At 54.4% G+C, this 15,566-nt stretch carries 17 protein-coding genes and 1 pseudogene; 11 read left to right on the top strand and 7 right to left on the bottom strand.

Features of this window, described 5'->3' with window-relative positions:
- Positions 1-15: 15 nt before the first annotated feature.
- From ATI45_RS14450 to ATI45_RS14430, 5 genes and pseudogenes are all read right to left on the bottom strand, one after another.
- A pseudogene (locus ATI45_RS14450) lies at positions 16-309 on the bottom strand (arsenate reductase ArsC); the annotation flags it as partial.
- 41 nt (positions 310-350) lie between these two features.
- Positions 351-1,595, bottom strand: a complete 1,245-nt coding sequence (locus ATI45_RS14445) for a hypothetical protein (protein WP_098420209.1) — start codon at positions 1,593-1,595, stop codon at positions 351-353.
- Between the two features lie 10 nt (positions 1,596-1,605).
- Entirely contained in the window at positions 1,606-4,818 is a 3,213-nt protein-coding gene (locus ATI45_RS14440) for an outer membrane lipoprotein-sorting protein (RefSeq protein ID WP_098420207.1), read from the bottom strand.
- Entirely contained in the window at positions 4,815-5,315 is a 501-nt protein-coding gene (locus ATI45_RS14435; RefSeq protein WP_143751167.1) for an acyl--CoA ligase, read from the bottom strand. Before ATI45_RS14435 ends, ATI45_RS14440 begins: the two co-directional genes overlap by 4 nt.
- 191 nt (positions 5,316-5,506) lie before the next feature.
- Complete coding sequence (locus ATI45_RS14430) at positions 5,507-6,235, bottom strand: phosphate ABC transporter ATP-binding protein (RefSeq protein WP_218926143.1); 729 nt, start codon at positions 6,233-6,235, stop codon at positions 5,507-5,509.
- A 62-nt stretch (positions 6,236-6,297) separates the two neighbouring features.
- On the opposite strand from ATI45_RS14430, the gene ATI45_RS14425 reads away from it, so the two are divergent.
- From ATI45_RS14425 to ATI45_RS14395, 7 genes are all read left to right on the top strand, one after another.
- The gene (locus ATI45_RS14425) at positions 6,298-7,158 is read left to right on the top strand and encodes a permease (RefSeq protein ID WP_179888414.1); all 861 of its coding nucleotides are present in this window, start codon (positions 6,298-6,300) and stop codon (positions 7,156-7,158) included.
- A 24-nt stretch (positions 7,159-7,182) separates the two neighbouring features.
- Positions 7,183-7,617, top strand: coding sequence for a hypothetical protein (locus tag ATI45_RS14420; RefSeq protein ID WP_098420202.1), 435 nt, complete (start codon positions 7,183-7,185; stop codon positions 7,615-7,617).
- The gene (locus ATI45_RS14415) at positions 7,614-8,246 is read left to right on the top strand and encodes an SDR family oxidoreductase (RefSeq protein ID WP_098420200.1); all 633 of its coding nucleotides are present in this window, start codon (positions 7,614-7,616) and stop codon (positions 8,244-8,246) included. Before ATI45_RS14420 ends, ATI45_RS14415 begins: the two co-directional genes overlap by 4 nt.
- Entirely contained in the window at positions 8,224-8,778 is a 555-nt protein-coding gene (locus ATI45_RS14410; RefSeq protein ID WP_098420198.1) for a hypothetical protein, read from the top strand. Before ATI45_RS14415 ends, ATI45_RS14410 begins: the two co-directional genes overlap by 23 nt.
- On the top strand, positions 8,765-9,544 hold the full coding sequence (locus tag ATI45_RS14405) for a hypothetical protein (protein ID WP_098420196.1): 780 nt from the start codon (positions 8,765-8,767) through the stop codon (positions 9,542-9,544). Before ATI45_RS14410 ends, ATI45_RS14405 begins: the two co-directional genes overlap by 14 nt.
- Positions 9,520-9,828, top strand: coding sequence for a hypothetical protein (locus tag ATI45_RS14400; protein WP_143751166.1), 309 nt, complete (start codon positions 9,520-9,522; stop codon positions 9,826-9,828). Before ATI45_RS14405 ends, ATI45_RS14400 begins: the two co-directional genes overlap by 25 nt.
- A 70-nt stretch (positions 9,829-9,898) precedes the next feature.
- Positions 9,899-10,588 carry a LuxR C-terminal-related transcriptional regulator gene (locus ATI45_RS14395; RefSeq protein WP_098420192.1) on the top strand — a complete coding sequence of 230 codons (690 nt, stop codon included), beginning with the start codon at positions 9,899-9,901 and terminating at the stop codon, positions 10,586-10,588.
- Between the two features lie 69 nt (positions 10,589-10,657).
- On the opposite strand, the gene ATI45_RS14390 is transcribed toward ATI45_RS14395, so the two are convergent.
- Together ATI45_RS14390 and ATI45_RS14385 are read right to left on the bottom strand one after the other, a co-directional pair.
- Positions 10,658-11,998 carry an NAD(P)/FAD-dependent oxidoreductase gene (locus ATI45_RS14390; RefSeq protein WP_098420190.1) on the bottom strand — a complete coding sequence of 447 codons (1,341 nt, stop codon included), beginning with the start codon at positions 11,996-11,998 and terminating at the stop codon, positions 10,658-10,660.
- A gap of 136 nt (positions 11,999-12,134) precedes the next feature.
- Positions 12,135-12,878: a spermidine synthase gene (locus ATI45_RS14385; RefSeq protein ID WP_098420188.1), complete on the bottom strand. Its 744-nt coding sequence runs from the start codon at positions 12,876-12,878 to the stop codon at positions 12,135-12,137.
- Between the two features lie 191 nt (positions 12,879-13,069).
- Here ATI45_RS14385 and ATI45_RS14380 point away from each other — a divergent pair, with 191 nt between their 5' ends.
- The 4 genes from ATI45_RS14380 to ATI45_RS14370 all read left to right on the top strand — a co-directional run bounded on the left by ATI45_RS14380 (position 13,070) and on the right by ATI45_RS14370 (position 15,457).
- Positions 13,070-13,705, top strand: coding sequence for a YbhB/YbcL family Raf kinase inhibitor-like protein (locus ATI45_RS14380; RefSeq protein ID WP_098420186.1), 636 nt, complete (start codon positions 13,070-13,072; stop codon positions 13,703-13,705).
- A 223-nt stretch (positions 13,706-13,928) separates the two neighbouring features.
- Positions 13,929-14,363: a sulfurtransferase gene (locus ATI45_RS22775; protein WP_228706257.1), complete on the top strand. Its 435-nt coding sequence runs from the start codon at positions 13,929-13,931 to the stop codon at positions 14,361-14,363.
- Positions 14,360-14,653 carry a sulfurtransferase gene (locus ATI45_RS22770; RefSeq protein ID WP_267283831.1) on the top strand — a complete coding sequence of 98 codons (294 nt, stop codon included), beginning with the start codon at positions 14,360-14,362 and terminating at the stop codon, positions 14,651-14,653. The genes ATI45_RS22775 and ATI45_RS22770 overlap by 4 nt, the downstream gene beginning before the upstream one ends.
- A gap of 36 nt (positions 14,654-14,689) precedes the next feature.
- Positions 14,690-15,457, top strand: a complete 768-nt coding sequence (locus ATI45_RS14370; protein WP_098420184.1) for a YeeE/YedE family protein — start codon at positions 14,690-14,692, stop codon at positions 15,455-15,457.
- The last annotated feature ends 109 nt before the right edge of the window (positions 15,458-15,566 follow it).

The following is a 15,566-nucleotide window of genomic DNA, read 5'->3' as shown; positions in this document are numbered from 1 at the left end:
GATCACCTCTGAAAATTTCAGTGCAGGGCCGAAGAAGAAGACCGGACAGGCCTCGCCGGCAGCACGATCGCACACAGTGATGACAATATCTGGTGGTGAGTGCTCGAAGACATCCGATGCCTTGCTGGTCAATCCGTCGGTTGAAATGCATGCGGCTTCGAGGGTTTTCAGTGCTCTGACATTCACTTGGCCACTAGGCCAACTGCCCGAACTCACTGCCGTCATGCCGGCGGGTGCCAAATGGTTGAATAGAGCCTCAGACAAGATACTGCGACAGCTGTTATGGGTACACATGAACAAGATTTGCATGGGGGTATCTCCGTTTTAAACGCGCAGGCTTTGCGATCGATTTACCACAGGTAACTTGCCTCGACGAAGGTTAACGAATTTTTTCGCAACTGCCCCAGGAACGCATTCCCCGGGCCTCTAAAAAACTCGAAACCAGTATTGATGCGCCAGCTGTCCGTTAAAGCGTACTTCAGTCGTCCTCTGAGCATCCAGTCACCTCGGGGCTCTGTCCATACGGCGAAGATATCCATGGCTGCCTTTGAGTCGAGCAAGGGCCTGGCATACCTGAAGGTAATCCCATACTGCTTTGTATCCAATTCGTTGCTGACAAGTGACTGCGCCTCCTGAATCTGTTCCAGCAGCGGATCGCTGGATGGCGTTGAAACCGACCGCAAGTGTCGCAAGAAGCCCTGCAGCGACAGTGTTTCGCGATCGCCAAGATACCATTCGGCACCAGCAATCAGTGAGGTGTAAGGTCGTCGGCGGGCAACCGATGCCGTCGATGCCTGTTGGAAGTCGACCCACGCAATCTCGGCTCTGTAAGCAGTTTCCCCGCGCACCAGAGTAAGGTCGCTGCCAAGCATACGCATACGCGTGGCGTATTGGTCCAGAGTGATGCCCTGGGGTGTAATATTGCGTAACGCGAACGTGGGAAAGGGGTCGTGCCCGTCGATAAAGCTTACTGACCAATCGGCGCTGGAGGCGAGTACGTCATACTTAATCGCCAGAGTCGGGCGCACGCTCGGATCTTGCTCAATAAACTGCACACCGGGTGTTGCGCGCAAGGGCACATCATTGAAGCGAAAACGATCCAGCACATGCATTTGCAGCCGACCCTGACCCGCGGCGCAATCGAGATGCAGGCCCCAGTTGCCGGTACGCTGATCGTTGGTTTCCGGGGTCAGGCGGCGGTAGTTGGTGGGTGACACCAGATCGGTCGGGTTGATACCGTCTGCTCGCCCCCAGATGACCAGTTTCTTGCCTAGCGCCGCAGTACAGGGCCAACCCCTGTTGCGGATATAGAGTTCATCCACCCCGGCACCTTCGCGCTTGTCATTCAGCCGCTCTTGTGAAGAGCGTGCCGAGACCGAAGAACGCAGTTGCAGGTTGTCGGAGGCCTGCCAATAGAGATTGAGCTTAAGACGATTGGAGGACACCGCATGCCTGTCGTCCAGCATGCGATTGGATGACCATAGGCCTGAGGTGATTTCACCGTTCAGCTGCGGCGAGCTGGCGTACCCCTGGGTTGTAATCAGCAGCGTTGCCAGTGCGCCGGCTCCCCAGCGTAACAATTGAGATTGGCGCATCGTTTGTACCTTAATTTATAGCCAGATTATTCGCGGAAAACAGCTTGTCGCTGAGCGGCTCACCGACCTTGAAGTTGCTGAAGCTGATGGTTGTGCTGTGACCACTTTGCAAGTTGGTGCTTTCGGCGCGCATCGGTTGCCACTTATCATGTTCGGCATCAACTTGCTGGATATCGAAGAAACTGAAGGTCTTGTAGGGTTGGCCGCGTACATCAAATGCCTCCACGTAGGTCGTGGCAAAGCTGTCCATGCGCACCCAAGTCATTCGCTTGGCATAACCGGAATTAGTGCGCACGTTGTCGTTGATAGGCAACGACTCGATGACGTAGTGCTCGACGCCGCCGCGCAATTCTTGTCTCAGCAGGCTGTGCTGCCAGTCATCAACTTTATGGCCCATCACATCGCCGAAGCTGAAGTCAGTGCCAATAAAACTGTCCTTTTTGTTGGAGGCCACAAGGCGGCGTACCCGACGCATAGCTGGGAGATAGACCCACATGTCGTCGTCGGCGGCAGTGTGTTCAATCAACAGCGTTGTGGTGCCGCGAATATCTGCCGGGGCATTGAAGCGGACCAGACGCATGGTGTCCTGGCCGTTCTCCTGGAGCTTGGAGGCCATATTTGACCGGCGCGTGCGGGTGGATCCGCTCTTGTTCTGCAAGACAAATTCGGCTTCCGCTGTGGAGGTGCTAAAGCGTGTTACCGCAGCATTGCGCTCCATGATTTCCACTGCCCCCTGCTCAGCAGACCAACCCACCTGGGAGTATGTGAGGAACCCGATGGACGCCAGGATGATTAGCAGCACAGCGCCGCCATCACCGGAACGCCGGCGAAAAATAAAGGCTGGTTTGAAGGTCAGAATCACACTCGGGATGAACGTCAGGGTTGCCAAAACGCTGGTCAGCATGGCCAGCACGAGAAAGGTGGAGAGCCACATATGAACCTTGTAGTCGTAGGAAAACATCAGGACGGCATAACCGCCGGCGACGGCTGTGGCGACGAAAAGGCAGGCTTTGCCAGCGGTTTTAATGGCCATTTCGACAGCGTGGGGCAAACTCTGGCCCTGTTTGGCATATTCGCGGATGCGGTAGATCAGGTAGATCGCGTAATCGGCACCGATACCCACCGCCATGGCTGAGATCAGTGAATTGGGGATGTTTAGCGGCACGCCAAAGTAGCCCATTACACCAAACACCACTGACAACACCACAAGCGCCGGCGAGAGAACCAACAACCCAGCAATAAACGAGCGGAAGGCAATCGCTGCTACCAGAAAGATCACAGTAAGAATCTGACCGATATTCAGAAGTTTACTGTGCACCATGACATCAGTTACGGCGAGTGTCTGCGCCACTTCCCCGCCATAGGACAGGGTCACGTGATCGGGAAAGCGTTGATTGGCCAAGGTGCTCAGTTCAGTGACCAGCTGATCGATTTCAGCATTGCTGTTGGTGCGTAACATGATCGAGATCTTTGCTCGTTGATAGTCGTAGTCGACATGGGCCGAAAAGTCCTCAGGGTCGCCGGACATCGAGTACAGGAACAGGTACTGGGCGATGAGATCCTGATCATCGGGAAGCGGCACAGGCTGCGCCGGGTCACCGAGGGCGGCCTGATGCATGCGCTGAACGAAATCAACGATAGACAGGGTTTTGCCGACTATCGGACGCGCGGCGGCATCAGCCTGCAGTGCGCGAATGGCATTCAGAATCTGTGGGTCCTTGATGCCGTCGGGCTGCCCGGTATCAACCATGATGTACAGCACATTGGTGCCGCCGGTTTGCGCGTTGAGCAGATTATCGTCCTGCTGGATGGGCAACGAGTCTGAGAAAAAGCTCTTGCTTGAGTTGTCGACATGCACTTTGGGCCAGCCAGCAACAGCCACGCCTATCAGTACTACAAAGAGCAACAATACCCATCGACGACTGACCGAGCTGACAACCGTCTGGGCAATGCGGGCGGCCAGACGGTCCCAGATGCGCGGCTTCATTTCAGTATCAATATGGGCTGCCGACGGCGGCTTCAAACTGGCACGCACAGCCGGCGTAAAGGTGAACTCCAGCACCACAGCAGATAGCAGGCCGATGCCGGTGAAAATACCAAAGGCTCGCACCGTTTCCAGCTCAAATACCACCAATGAAAAGAACCCCAGCGCGGCAATGCCACCGGCGATCACCAGCACTGGGCCTACCGCAACAAGAGACTGAATGGTGGCCAGGCGGTTGGCCGCCTGTGGTGCCATGTTCTGTACATTGACCAAGTCGATGAAATGCTCGTAGTAGCGTTTCAACAACTGCACAGCGTGCCCGGCGGCCACGGCAAGGATCAGAATCGGCGTGGGCGAGTTGAAAATGTCCATGGGTACCTTCATCAAACCCATGATGCCGACGCCCCAGACTACCGACAGCACGGCCGTGACCAGAGGCAGAATCAAACCCTGAACAGTTCGAAAGGCTTCAAAGTGCAACAGGCCAATGACCAGTACAGCGATAGGAAACAGCCAGTTTATGCGGTCTGCAAACACTTCTGCCTGCTCAAGAAAAACCGGATTGCCACTTACGGAAATGTTGATGCCCGGCAGACTTTCCCGACTCAGAATTTCATGCACTTCCGAGAGCATAGCGCCAAAGCCATTTGGGTTTTCCTTCAGCTCGAGCATTATGGTAGCAGTACGCCAGTCACTTGAGATCACCGCATCGCGGTAGATGGGGTTGGCCATAATTGTGGCTTTCAGGGCTGCAAGCTCTTCTGTCGTGCGGGGTATCGGTTCAGCCAGCAAGGGCCTGGCCTCGAAACTTTCTGCATGACCGGCTATGCTTTTGGCTTGCCGGGATGACAGGCTGAGCAGTGTCTTATTGGTCACTGAGGAGGCGCCATACAGATCGTCGGTAATGCGTCTTACCGCCTCCAGTACCTGAGGCTGCAGGGCATTGCCCTCGGTTGGCGTCAGGCCAATCACAACCAGGTATTTCGAGCCAAAAATTCGCTCAATAGTGTTGGTTGCGGTGATGTAGGGGTGGCTTTGCGGCACCACAGCGGCCGGATTGATGATGATCTGTTGTTTGGCAGCAAAAAAACCGAAGAAGGCTGACAGTGCCAGTATCAACATGATGATCCAAAGCCGGTGGTTAACCACCCACCTCAGATAGCCTTCCAGGGGCAATGAGCTTTTGCTATCGCTGTGCTCAGCCGGATCTGCTGTGAGTGTTTTAGTTATGTCTGTCATGACTCATGACCTCGGCAGGAAAAACTGGGAGTTAAAGCCTCGTTATTGTTATGAAGGCGGGCGATTTGGGCTTTAAGCAGGTGCTTCTGAACCTTTGCAGACGGGGTGTAGGGAAAACTGTCCACCCGCTTGCATTGCGTTGGGCTCCAGCCGTCGAAAGCACTGGCAATCTGTTGTTGCAGTTCAAGATCAACTGCGGAAGGATCAGAGTCGGCTGCGGCAATCCAGGCCAACACGCAGTGACCGTTGTCGAGCCCGGTGACCAGCAACGCAGCATCTGCGACACCGGGGACCAATCGCGCCTGGTGTTCAATCAGCGCTGAACACAGGGGGTTGCCATTGCTGATCAAGGCATCCTCCATTCGATCGATAATTTCCAGCTGGGCACTGTCGTTCAGGATCGCAAAGTCGCCCGTGGCCAGCCACTCACCGTTACCGCTGGGGTAATGGGCAACCCAGTGTCCGCGGGCCATAAGCTCGCCGGTTCCCCTGGGCACACAGATGGCCTGCTGCAACACGACATGTTTCAGTAGATCGTGAACATGAAGCGGGAGCGATTGCACTCGCGCATGGGGATAATCTAACGGATCAGGGACATGTGTTTTCATGTTGCTATAGTAGGAATTGCAGCACGCAGTCGACAATGGAACAGATATACCAAGCTGTGGTGACAGAGCTGCAGCGCGGTTCAGGCGAACTCTAAATAGGTTTTAGTCAAGGGATGCTGAGGTCGCTCAAACACGTCCTTGGAATTGCCACACTCAATCAACTTGCCGACCCCATCAACCTTCCAGAATACTGCTACCTCATCAGCCACACGCCGTGCCTGACTTAAGCTGTGGGTAACCAGGACAATGGTTCTTCGCTTGGACAGGTTGCGAATCAGCGTTTCAATCTTCTCTGTCGACATCGGGTCCAGAGAACTGCAGGGTTCATCCATCAGCAACACATCGGGATCCAGTACTAGCGCGCGCGCAAGGCAAAGGCGTTGCTGCTGACCACCCGACAGAGCCATGGCTGAACTGTCGAGCCGATCGCGAACCTCGTCCCATAAGCCGACTTCGCGTAGTGCGGATTCAATAAGGTTGTTGATCTCGATACGGGCTTTGATACCATGCTGCTTTAGGGCAAATTCAAGATTCTTGCGAATCGAGAACGGGAAAGGGTTGGGGCGTTGAAACAACATCCCGACCTGTCGGCGCAGCTGGGTTGAGTTTTTCCCCAAAAGCTTGGTTTCCATCCAGCTGAAGTTGACTGACCCCTCCACGGAACAGCAAGGCACAAGATCGTTCAGACGGTTCAAGCAGTAAAGCAGGCTGGACTTTCCGCATCCGGACGGACCGATCAATGCCATGACTGAGTTACGCTGAACGCGCAGCGTCACCTTCTCCACGACGGTGCAGTTGCCATAGCTCACCGACAGATTTTCGATTTCGATGTAATCGCCCGTTCTTTGAGTTTTTGCTCATGGACGGTGCCTTGCTTGTTGAACTTTTTTTGTTGATCACCTGGGCGGTCGTGATGCTGCAACAGCGGGTCTCATTTCAGGCGGCACAAGGTTCACTGATGGGTTCCTCCAGTTGGCGATCGGCATTTGTTGCCAGTATCGGTGGAGTACTAACTCCCTTCTGTTCCTGCTCAACAATTCCTGTGCTGAGCGGAATGCTCAGGGCAGGAGTTGGCTTCGTGCCGAGTTTTGCCTTTTTGGTGGCCTCACCCGTAGTGAGCGAGGGTGTATTTATCTTGCTGCTGCTCACTGTGGGTATTATCCCGGCTGTCGTGTTTATTTTCCTGGGCCTGGTTTTGACCTCTGCAGCTGGCGTGACAGCAGGCAGTTTTGGGCTGGCACGTTACGTCACGCTGAAGCCAACCCCACAAAGCAGCGCCGCTTTTCTGGGTCAAGCTGCAGCGAAATGGCAGGGCTGGCAGCCCTCATCACGCTTTGCTTGGCTAGCGGCAAAGCAGGAGTTGCGCACCGTCGCGCCTTATCTGCTGGTGGGCTTGCTGATTGGGGGCTTGATCTATGGCGCTGTACCGCAGCAAGCACTGGTGAGGCTGCTCGATCAATTGCCGGTTGGCTGGCTCTACCTGGCATGCGCACTGCTGGGCGTGCCACTCTACATTTCGCCTATCACCGCATTGCCAATCGGTTTGGCGCTCATCGAGAAAGGTTTCCCGGTTGGACCGCTTGTAACCTTTCTGGTGTCCGCGATAGGAACCAGCCTACCTGAGGTCATGCTTCTGTTCAGGTTGTTCAAACTCCCACTGGTGATAGCTCACACGCTGACCGTCATTACGTGCGCATTGGTCCTCGGACTGGCTATCGCATTTTTGGTGTAACCAATCAAACAAAGAAGGTAAGACATGCTCGATTTCTTCAAAAAAACGTCGGAAGAAGACATTAATCAGGTCAAACGTGCACTGGGTCCCGATGCCATCGTGGTAGTCTCTGCCAGTTGCTGCATGCCCGGCACGTCGCAGGTGGATGAGGAGATCGAAGCGACAGCGCGCAATGCGTTAGCGGAAACTACACTGGACTGGCCAGTCATTACCATCACCGTAACAACGGCCCAATCCATTCTGCCAAAAATTTCAGCAGAGCTGAGCGTAAAAGCAGGAGAGCTTGCCAGCCAGGTTTCCGAGCTATTTATGACGCATGGCCTCAGCGCATTTCCGATTATCATCGTTGACCAGACGGTGGTCTCCTATGGTGGCGCGCCAGATCAGGCAATGATACTGAACGCACTGTCCAAAGCGACTGAAACCAAAAAAGACGCGGCACTTCAGGGGGTTCAATGAAAACGCCGCTTCAGACGCCACGTCGCGGCAAACGCGTCCTGCTCACTGGAGGTACGGGGCATCTCGGTTCACTCATGGCAGCTCAACTGCTGAGCGATGGTTGGGCGGATCACGTGATTATCCCCACTCGGAAAAGCAATACCGGCGACAGCATTCCGCAAGAAATTCAGCGTGAGCTGATGGCTTTGGAACGGGTTCCGGACGAATTTCAGATGCGTCTGACTATCGTCCATTGGCAGGGTGCCGAGACAGCGTCGGTAGAATTGCTCGAGGACATGCTCCGCTCAGGTAAAGTTGATACCGTGATCCATTGCGCAGGCTGCCTTGATTACTTTGACAATGAAGCGTTAAAGGCCATAAACGTTGATTTCACTACAAGGCTGACAATCGCAGCGAAAGGCGTCGGCGTGGGTTTTTTTGTCTTCGTTTCGACGGCCTACGCGGCAGGCTATTCCGGTGAACTCATATCAGAAACGGCGTTGCCTGAGCCGCGAAGCGATCCAACCAACTATACCTTGACCAAACGAGCCGCCGAGCGTGTGGTTGCGCAGTGTGGTATTCCTTTTGTCGTTATCAGACCCTCGGTTGTTATCGGTAGCTCAGTGGATGGGTATCGAGAGACTGCTTAGCGATCGCCATCATGCTGAATTGCATACAGTAGCCACAAACCAAGCCCTCAACCTGTTGCATCAGGATGTGTTCCAATCAAGTGTGGCAAGTATCGTTCGATGGGTGCCTGAAAGTGAATACGTGAATCTGGTAGTCGATAACCAGATCACTCCATCCATGAAAGATATATGGCGACTGTTCTGTGAAGTACTAAGGCCCAGGACGGTGATCTTTTACGAAAGCTTCAAGGCGGTTGATCTTAAAGCAATAAATGTTCGCCAGCGGAGCTATCTGATCTTTGCCCAAACTAATCTCGAAATCGGCGCTTATCCCTGGCAGTTTGATCGTCAATGGCTCAAGGCTTTGTGCCAGCATGGGCTGAGCTTTACCGAAACAACCCTGGACACACTGCAAATCTGTCAGGATCGATTTGTCTCTTCATCTGTACTCATACCGCGCTACTATGAGCGCTTTGGTGCAGACTTGCCGGAGCATATTGAATACCGCGAACACTCCAACACCCGGGACATTAACGTCAATGAGCATGCTTGAGACCGCAGCGTTGAGACTGAGTCTCTGGCAGCGCGAGCTGTACCATGCCGCCACTGTTCTGGGTAATCAGCTCAAGGACACAGATGAGCCTGGTTTTACGCCCAACATCCTATGGTGGGGAGCGGCTTATTCCGATTTGTTGTCCCTCTGTGCAGACAGTATACGCGGCAAATTGATCATTGCAGACAGTGATCCACGACGACTGCGCACCAGCACCGCGTTGGTGGATAATGCCAGCGGGATTCGCCTGGCAGCGCTTGCCGATTTGTCTCGTGACGCCAGGGCTATAGAGCTATTGCTTCAGGGCGCCGTTATGCGTGATATCGATGCCTACCTCGCATTGGATGAAAAGTTGCGATCCGGCGCTGAGCGGTCACCCGCGGTCGCAGACGGCTGGGCTGATCACCTGTTCATGGATTTTACCTTTAACCGCGTCGATGCCGAGCATGAAAGCAAACTGATGTCAGAGGCATTTCGCACTTTGAGTGCAACCGGCAGCATAATTTGTACCCTGTTGGTAAGCGATGAACCGTTATCTGCCCGCCACAGCGTCAAATCAGCTCCGGTCGGAGCAGCCTTGCGAATACCCTCAGAATCAGCTGTGATAGCTGCATTTCAGCAAGCCGGTTTCCACGGCATTACGTTTCACTGGTCGCCAACGGCAGCAAACATTATTGACCGAATTGGCGATGTAGAAGTGCGCATGTGCAGCATCCAGGCCTACAAAGGCAAGCAGGGTCCATGCTGGGAGTTGGGCAGGCTGTAATGTATCGCGGCCCCTGGCTTGAGGTGCAAGACGATGATGGACATGTGTACCGACGCGGTGAGCGGGTCGCAGTCTGTGCAAAAACTTTTGATCTGATGATGCGGGCGCCTTATCAGGGCGCATTTATGGGGTTGCGCAGTGTTAATGAGCCACCGCTGGCACGAGCCGTAACCTTTGATTGCAACACGTCAACACTTCGTGATCCGAAGGTGACCAAGGGACTGGCGCCCTTTGATGGTGGGCAGGCAGAAGCCTCTTGTTCCGCGGAAAACGGATGTTGCTAAATGTACCAGTCTTTCAACAGATGGCTCTACAATGGGGGCTGGAGAAATTTATTGAGGGATACTGAACATCATGGAAGGTGATAAGAAGAGTTACAACTGGGAAGCGTTTCGAGAAAGCATGAGAGCGCCATTCTTTCTGGAACTGGACGTTGACTGCACCGCCATTGGTATTACAGATGTAAATGGCCCTACCGTGCACTTTAAAGAAATTCTCTTTCTTGAAGGCGAAATTCACGAAGAGCCCGAAACTCTGCAGAGCCACTGCGCGTCACTTGTTGCGCTGTGGACGGCGATGCGAACGCCATCGCTGGTGGATTTGGGCCAATGCACGTGTATTGGTCGGCGACTGTTGAGTCAGGAGCCGGTACTTGGCCGGCGTTTCGCCGTACATGCCAATCAGCTTGGTGATAACAGTCTGCTTTTTGTCGTCATTAGTTCAACCAAGCGCTGGAACAACGTCGAAACTGTCAAGCGCATAGTGGCCGAGTTGGTTGAGCAAGCGAGGGAAATATACGACGTTGATGACATTCCGCCTTGTGCTTCTTCAGAGCCAGATGATGCAGGGCTGGACTGGTATCAATTTACGGCCAGGGAAGTGCAAATCCTCAAACTCGTTGCCAGCGGTATCAGTAACAAACAGATTGCACGAGAGCTGGGCTCAAGTCCGAATACAGTTCGAAACCAGATTCATGCCCTATTCCGCAAGACCGAAGTGACAAGTCGAACGGCGCTGGCAATGAGAGTAGCGGCCATCAAATAGAGCGAATCATGGCCTGCGCAGGGTCACAGTCGAAAACTGCCGGACAGGCGCAGCGCCACCCGATGCTCCTCAGTGCAGCTTTAAACGCGGCTGCATTGCCCGGCTGACTTTGTCCATCAACCAGATAACGCCGGTGCGCAGAAAACCGTGCAGTGCCACCTGGTGCATACGGTACAGAGACGCGTAAAACAATCGCGCTACCTTACCTTCAATGTACATGCTGCGCCCCGACAAATTACCCATCAGGTTACCGACGGTGGTGTAGCGGCTAAAGTTGATCAGCGAGCCGTGGTCGTTGTATACAAATGGCACGGCTGCTTTGCCTTGCAGGCGGTTGCACAGAGTTTTGAACAGCGCGTCGGCTTGCTGGTGTGCAGCCTGGGCGCGAGCGGGTACCGGGCGCTCCGAGCCTGGTTGAGGGCAGGCGGCGCAATCGCCAAGAGCAAAAATATCTGTGTCATGGGTGGTTTGCAGGGTTTGCAGTACCACCAATTGATTATTACGATTCACTTCGATACCTTCCAGATTACTCAGAAACACCGGTGCCTTGATGCCAGCAGCCCAGATGGTCATGTCGGATGGCAGCTCGGTGCCGTCTTTCATCACAAGAAGGTCTTCTTTTATTTCGCTGACCGGCTGGCCCGTTAGCACCTTCACATGCAGATGTTCCAGCTCGCGAGTTGCCGCAGAAGACAGTCGTGTGGGCAACGCAGGCAAAATACGGTCGGCCGCTTCAATCACTGAAATAGACACGTCGGACGCACGCAGGTGGTTCATGCCGTACACCGGCAGTTCGCGCGAGGCCAGGCGCAATTCGGCTGCCAACTCCACACCGGTAGCGCCGGCGCCAATAATATTGATGTGCAGGCGGTGTTGGCGGCCTTGCTGAGCTTCGTGGTTTTTGCGCAAAAATGCGTTCAACATCAGGTTATGGAAGCGCCGGGCTTGTATCAGACTGTCTAGAAACAAGCAGTTTTTCTGAGCCCCGGGGGTGCCAAAATCGTTCGCGGTACTGCCTACAGAAATCACCAGCGTGTCGTAGGCAATTTCCCTTTCGGGCACGACTTCTGCGCCGTCTTCGCCCATAAATGGCGCAACCACCAGGGTTTTGGTGGCGCGGTTCAGACCGCTCATGCGGCCGAGCTGAAATTCGTAATGATGTTTGCGAGCGTGGGCGCGGTAATTGATTTCGTTGGCATTGGCGTCTAGGGAGCCAGAGGCAACTTCGTGCAGCAGAGGTTTCCAGACGTGGGTCAGGCCGGCATCCACCAGGGTAATGCGGGCTTTGCCTTTTTTCCCCAATGTGTTGCCAAGGCTGGTGATCAGCTCAAGGCCGCCGGCACCGCCGCCAACGATCACTATGTGGTGGGGACTACTACTATTATTGGTTTTATTTTTCGGAGCAATCATCGCATTGGGCCTTTACAGAAAAGAGAACAAAGCGCTCTTGCTGCTGGCGTATAAAAGCGCTTTGTTGTCGTGACTGAGACCCATGGCAAGTGTGTGATATTAACGCGCCATGCGCATTACTCCAAGCGACTCATTTTTATTCCAGGCGGCTCACTTTGGCCATCAGTTTGCGCCATCCAATCGGCAGCGTGCGCTCAAGAGCGTTCAGCTTCGGATCTTTGGCATTTATGGCTTCAAGTGGCTGCCTACTGGCGTAAAGCACGGTGTTGTTGGTTTTGCTGCGGAACACCAACAACACCGGAAAGTGTTTCCTCAGCTGGCGGAACCAGGCGTCGTTGGGTACGGGTGGCCGATGGTAGTTCAGCGCCAGCCAGCCGTCGTTTGTGAGTACGCGGGCACAGCTGTCCATAAAAACTCGCTGTGACTGGGCAGGGCTCATACGGTCGGCGTTGTACAGGTCGGCCAGGATCATATCGCTGCTGGCGTCGGGCATTTGCTCCAGCGCAACGCGGGCGTCGGCGACGGTAACCTGCATGCGGTCGGTTTGCGGCAGGCTGAAAAATTCCCGCGCCACATCCACCACAATCTGTCGCAGTTCCACCACGTGTACGGTGCATTCGGGGTTCAGATGATGAAAAGCACTCGCCAGCGCGCCTCCACCCAGGCCCAGAACGGTTACCCGGGCCGGCATATAGAAGGCGGCAGGCAGCATCATGGCGCGACTGTATTCGTGCACGGGCAGGTGGGGAGTGCGGCGGTCTATCTTGCTCTGTTCAAAAATGGAGTTAAACGTGAGAACACGATGTTTGCGTTCGTCAATGACCAGCACACTGCCCATGGCATCTCGCACATGATGAATGATTTCTCCGTTATTGAACATAAGGCAGACTATGGTTCCATGCTGTAGTGATGACTAAAAAGTGACCGTTGATAAAAAATGGCTGTTATATGGTTGGCCTTTGTATCACAGATCTGCTGGAATTCTGCCACAATGATGGTGAAAAACGTTGACGATCAATCACTGATGATCAATCACTGGCCAAAATCAGCCAGAGTTAAGGAGAATTTGACGTGAAACTGACAGTGTCAGGAATTGAAGACGGTAAAGCGGTGCCAGAGAAGTTCGCCTTTGGCGTGTTCAATGAAGACGACCACATGAGTTTTGGCGCCAACCGCAGCCCGGAAATGGTCTGGGACCAAGTGCCGGAAGGCACGCGCAGCTTTGCGATTATTATGTTCGATCCAGATGTCCCCAGCATCGCAGACGATGCCAACCAGGAAGGTAAAACCATCTCCAAAGACATTCCACGGGTGGACTTCTTCCACTGGCTGCTGTTAGATATTCCTGCTCGCATGCGCTGCCTGCCGGAAGGCGAAGACAGCGACGGCGTTACTCCGAAGGGCAAAGAGTTCGGCGGCGGCCCGGTAGGCGTGCGCGGTGTGAACAACTTCACCCAGTTTCTGGCAGGCAATCCGGATATGGCCGGCACCTACTTTGGCTACGACGGCCCGTGCCCGCCCTGGAATGACGAACTGCTGCACCACTATCACTATGAAGTGTTTGCGCTAGATGTAGAGTCTTTGGGCCTTAGCGGCGAGTTTGACGGCGAAGCGGTACGCAAGGCCATGAAAGGCCATGTGCTAGACAGCGCTCGGGTGGTTGGCCACTACACGCTGAATCCCGAATTGCCCGAGTGCCAGAAATGATTATGATTAGGTTATTCTAAAAAAGAATAAAAGTCTGTGTATTAATTCTTTTTTGTGACGATCATAATGCCACTTCGTTTGAGCCTATGTTTGAAGTGGTGTTATGGCCCGTTTTCTTGTTTCCTTCCTTATTCTGTTCAGCTCGCTGGCAACAGCTGCTGACCGCGACTTACCTCCGCTGGTAGATGCCGACTGGCTGCAATAGCAGCGCCAGCAGTCTGAACTGGTTATTGTCGATATCCGTTCCGGGATTGATAACGGCGGCGACCGCAGCACGTTTCGCAAAGCTCACATTCCTGGCTTGGTTTATAGCAGCTACACCGACGATGGCTGGCGTGAAAGCCGTGATGGCGTAAACGGTGTTATGCCCCCGGTGTCCAGCCTGGAGCGGCTGATCAGCGGCCTGGGCATCAATAATGGCGATACGGTTGTACTCGTGCCAGCCGGTACCGGCCCCACCGACTTTGGCAGTGCTGCCCGGGTGTACTGGACTTTCAAGGTACTGGGTCACGATGAGGTGACCATTTTGAGCGGCGGCTTCGCCGGCTGGAACGAGGCCGGATTTGAAGTGGCCAGTGGTGAAGGCGCCCAGCGTCCTTTCGGTGCTTTCAAAGGCGAGCTGCAACCAAAGCTGCTGGTACCATTCCTGGTGCGATGAATCTTCCCCATCAGAACTTTCTCAGCCAGCAGGGCAAAGCCTGGTACCTGAACTCCGACACCATTGCCGGCCAACTGCAGAGCACCAATCTGGATCGCGACAAGCGCGCTATTGCCTTCTGTAACACCGCCCACTGGGCCGCCACCGACTGGTTTGTGCTGAGTGAACTGGCCGGATTTGACGAAGTGGCGCTGTATGACGGCTCCATGGCCGAGTGGTCTCAAGACAGCGATCGGCCAATGCAGGCGGAGAAGACGGGTTTAGCGAAACTGCTCGACGTATTTAATTGATTCCGCGTGATGTTTTAGACAGCAAGAGAGAATGGCATGAGTGAAGTTGCTCGCTGGGTCAGTCGCATTGAACGCAAAGCCCACGGCCAGGTGGCCCGCGATGAGCTCTTGTGGAAACAGAAAGATCAAGGTTTTTGGCGCACTCTGGTGACCGGCCGCTGGCTGTTCACCTGGGCCATTCTGATTCTGGCCGCCGGTAATGTTCTTACCCTGGCCATCGGTGGGGCGCCCTGGAGCATCACCTTTGCGTTCAACGTATGGGGCGCTAAAGCACTGCAAGCCATCGGTGTCGACATGGGTCAGTTTGAGTTCTGGCAGTGGGAATACCCCGCCATGGCTTTGAAGGATTCGCTGCTCACCAACATTCCATCGGTGATGAATTTTGGCCTGCTGTTGGGTGCCATGCTGGCCGCAGGGTTGGCTAATCGTTTCAACGAAGCCAGTCGCAACAAGCTGCAAGGTCGCCCGTTTCTGGCGGCCGTGGTGGGCGGCCTGTTGCTGGGCTACGGTGCTCGCTTGGGTTTTGGTTGCAATATCGGTGCGCTTTTCTCAGGTATTGGTTCGGCCAGCCTGCACGCCTGGATCTGGTTCGCCTGCCGAACTGATAACGGGAGCACATGTATGAATCCAGCTTACCGTAAAGGTCGCGTTCTGGCGTTGTTAGGTGCCATTTTGATATTGATTGTGATTGACCACCTGAACAGCCCGACGTTTGCGTTCAACTCGGGCCAGGGCAATGTGCAAACTGCGCTGTCACAAAAAGACGAGTCTGCTTGTGCGCCTTGTCCGTCTACCCGCGACTGACGCCAGTCTGTTCTCGTGGCGGGTCAGTAAGCGTCAAGAATATGCGCCATATTGTAGCCAGCCATATGCTTGGCCAGCTCCGCACCGCCAGTCTCGGCATAGCGGGCAG

Origin of the sequence: Marinobacter sp. LV10MA510-1 (assembly GCF_002563885.1) — a bacterium.
GTDB lineage: Bacteria > Pseudomonadota > Gammaproteobacteria > Pseudomonadales > Oleiphilaceae > Marinobacter.
The sequence above is the reverse complement of the archived record's forward strand: the minus strand, read 5'-3'. Positions and strand labels throughout refer to the sequence as shown.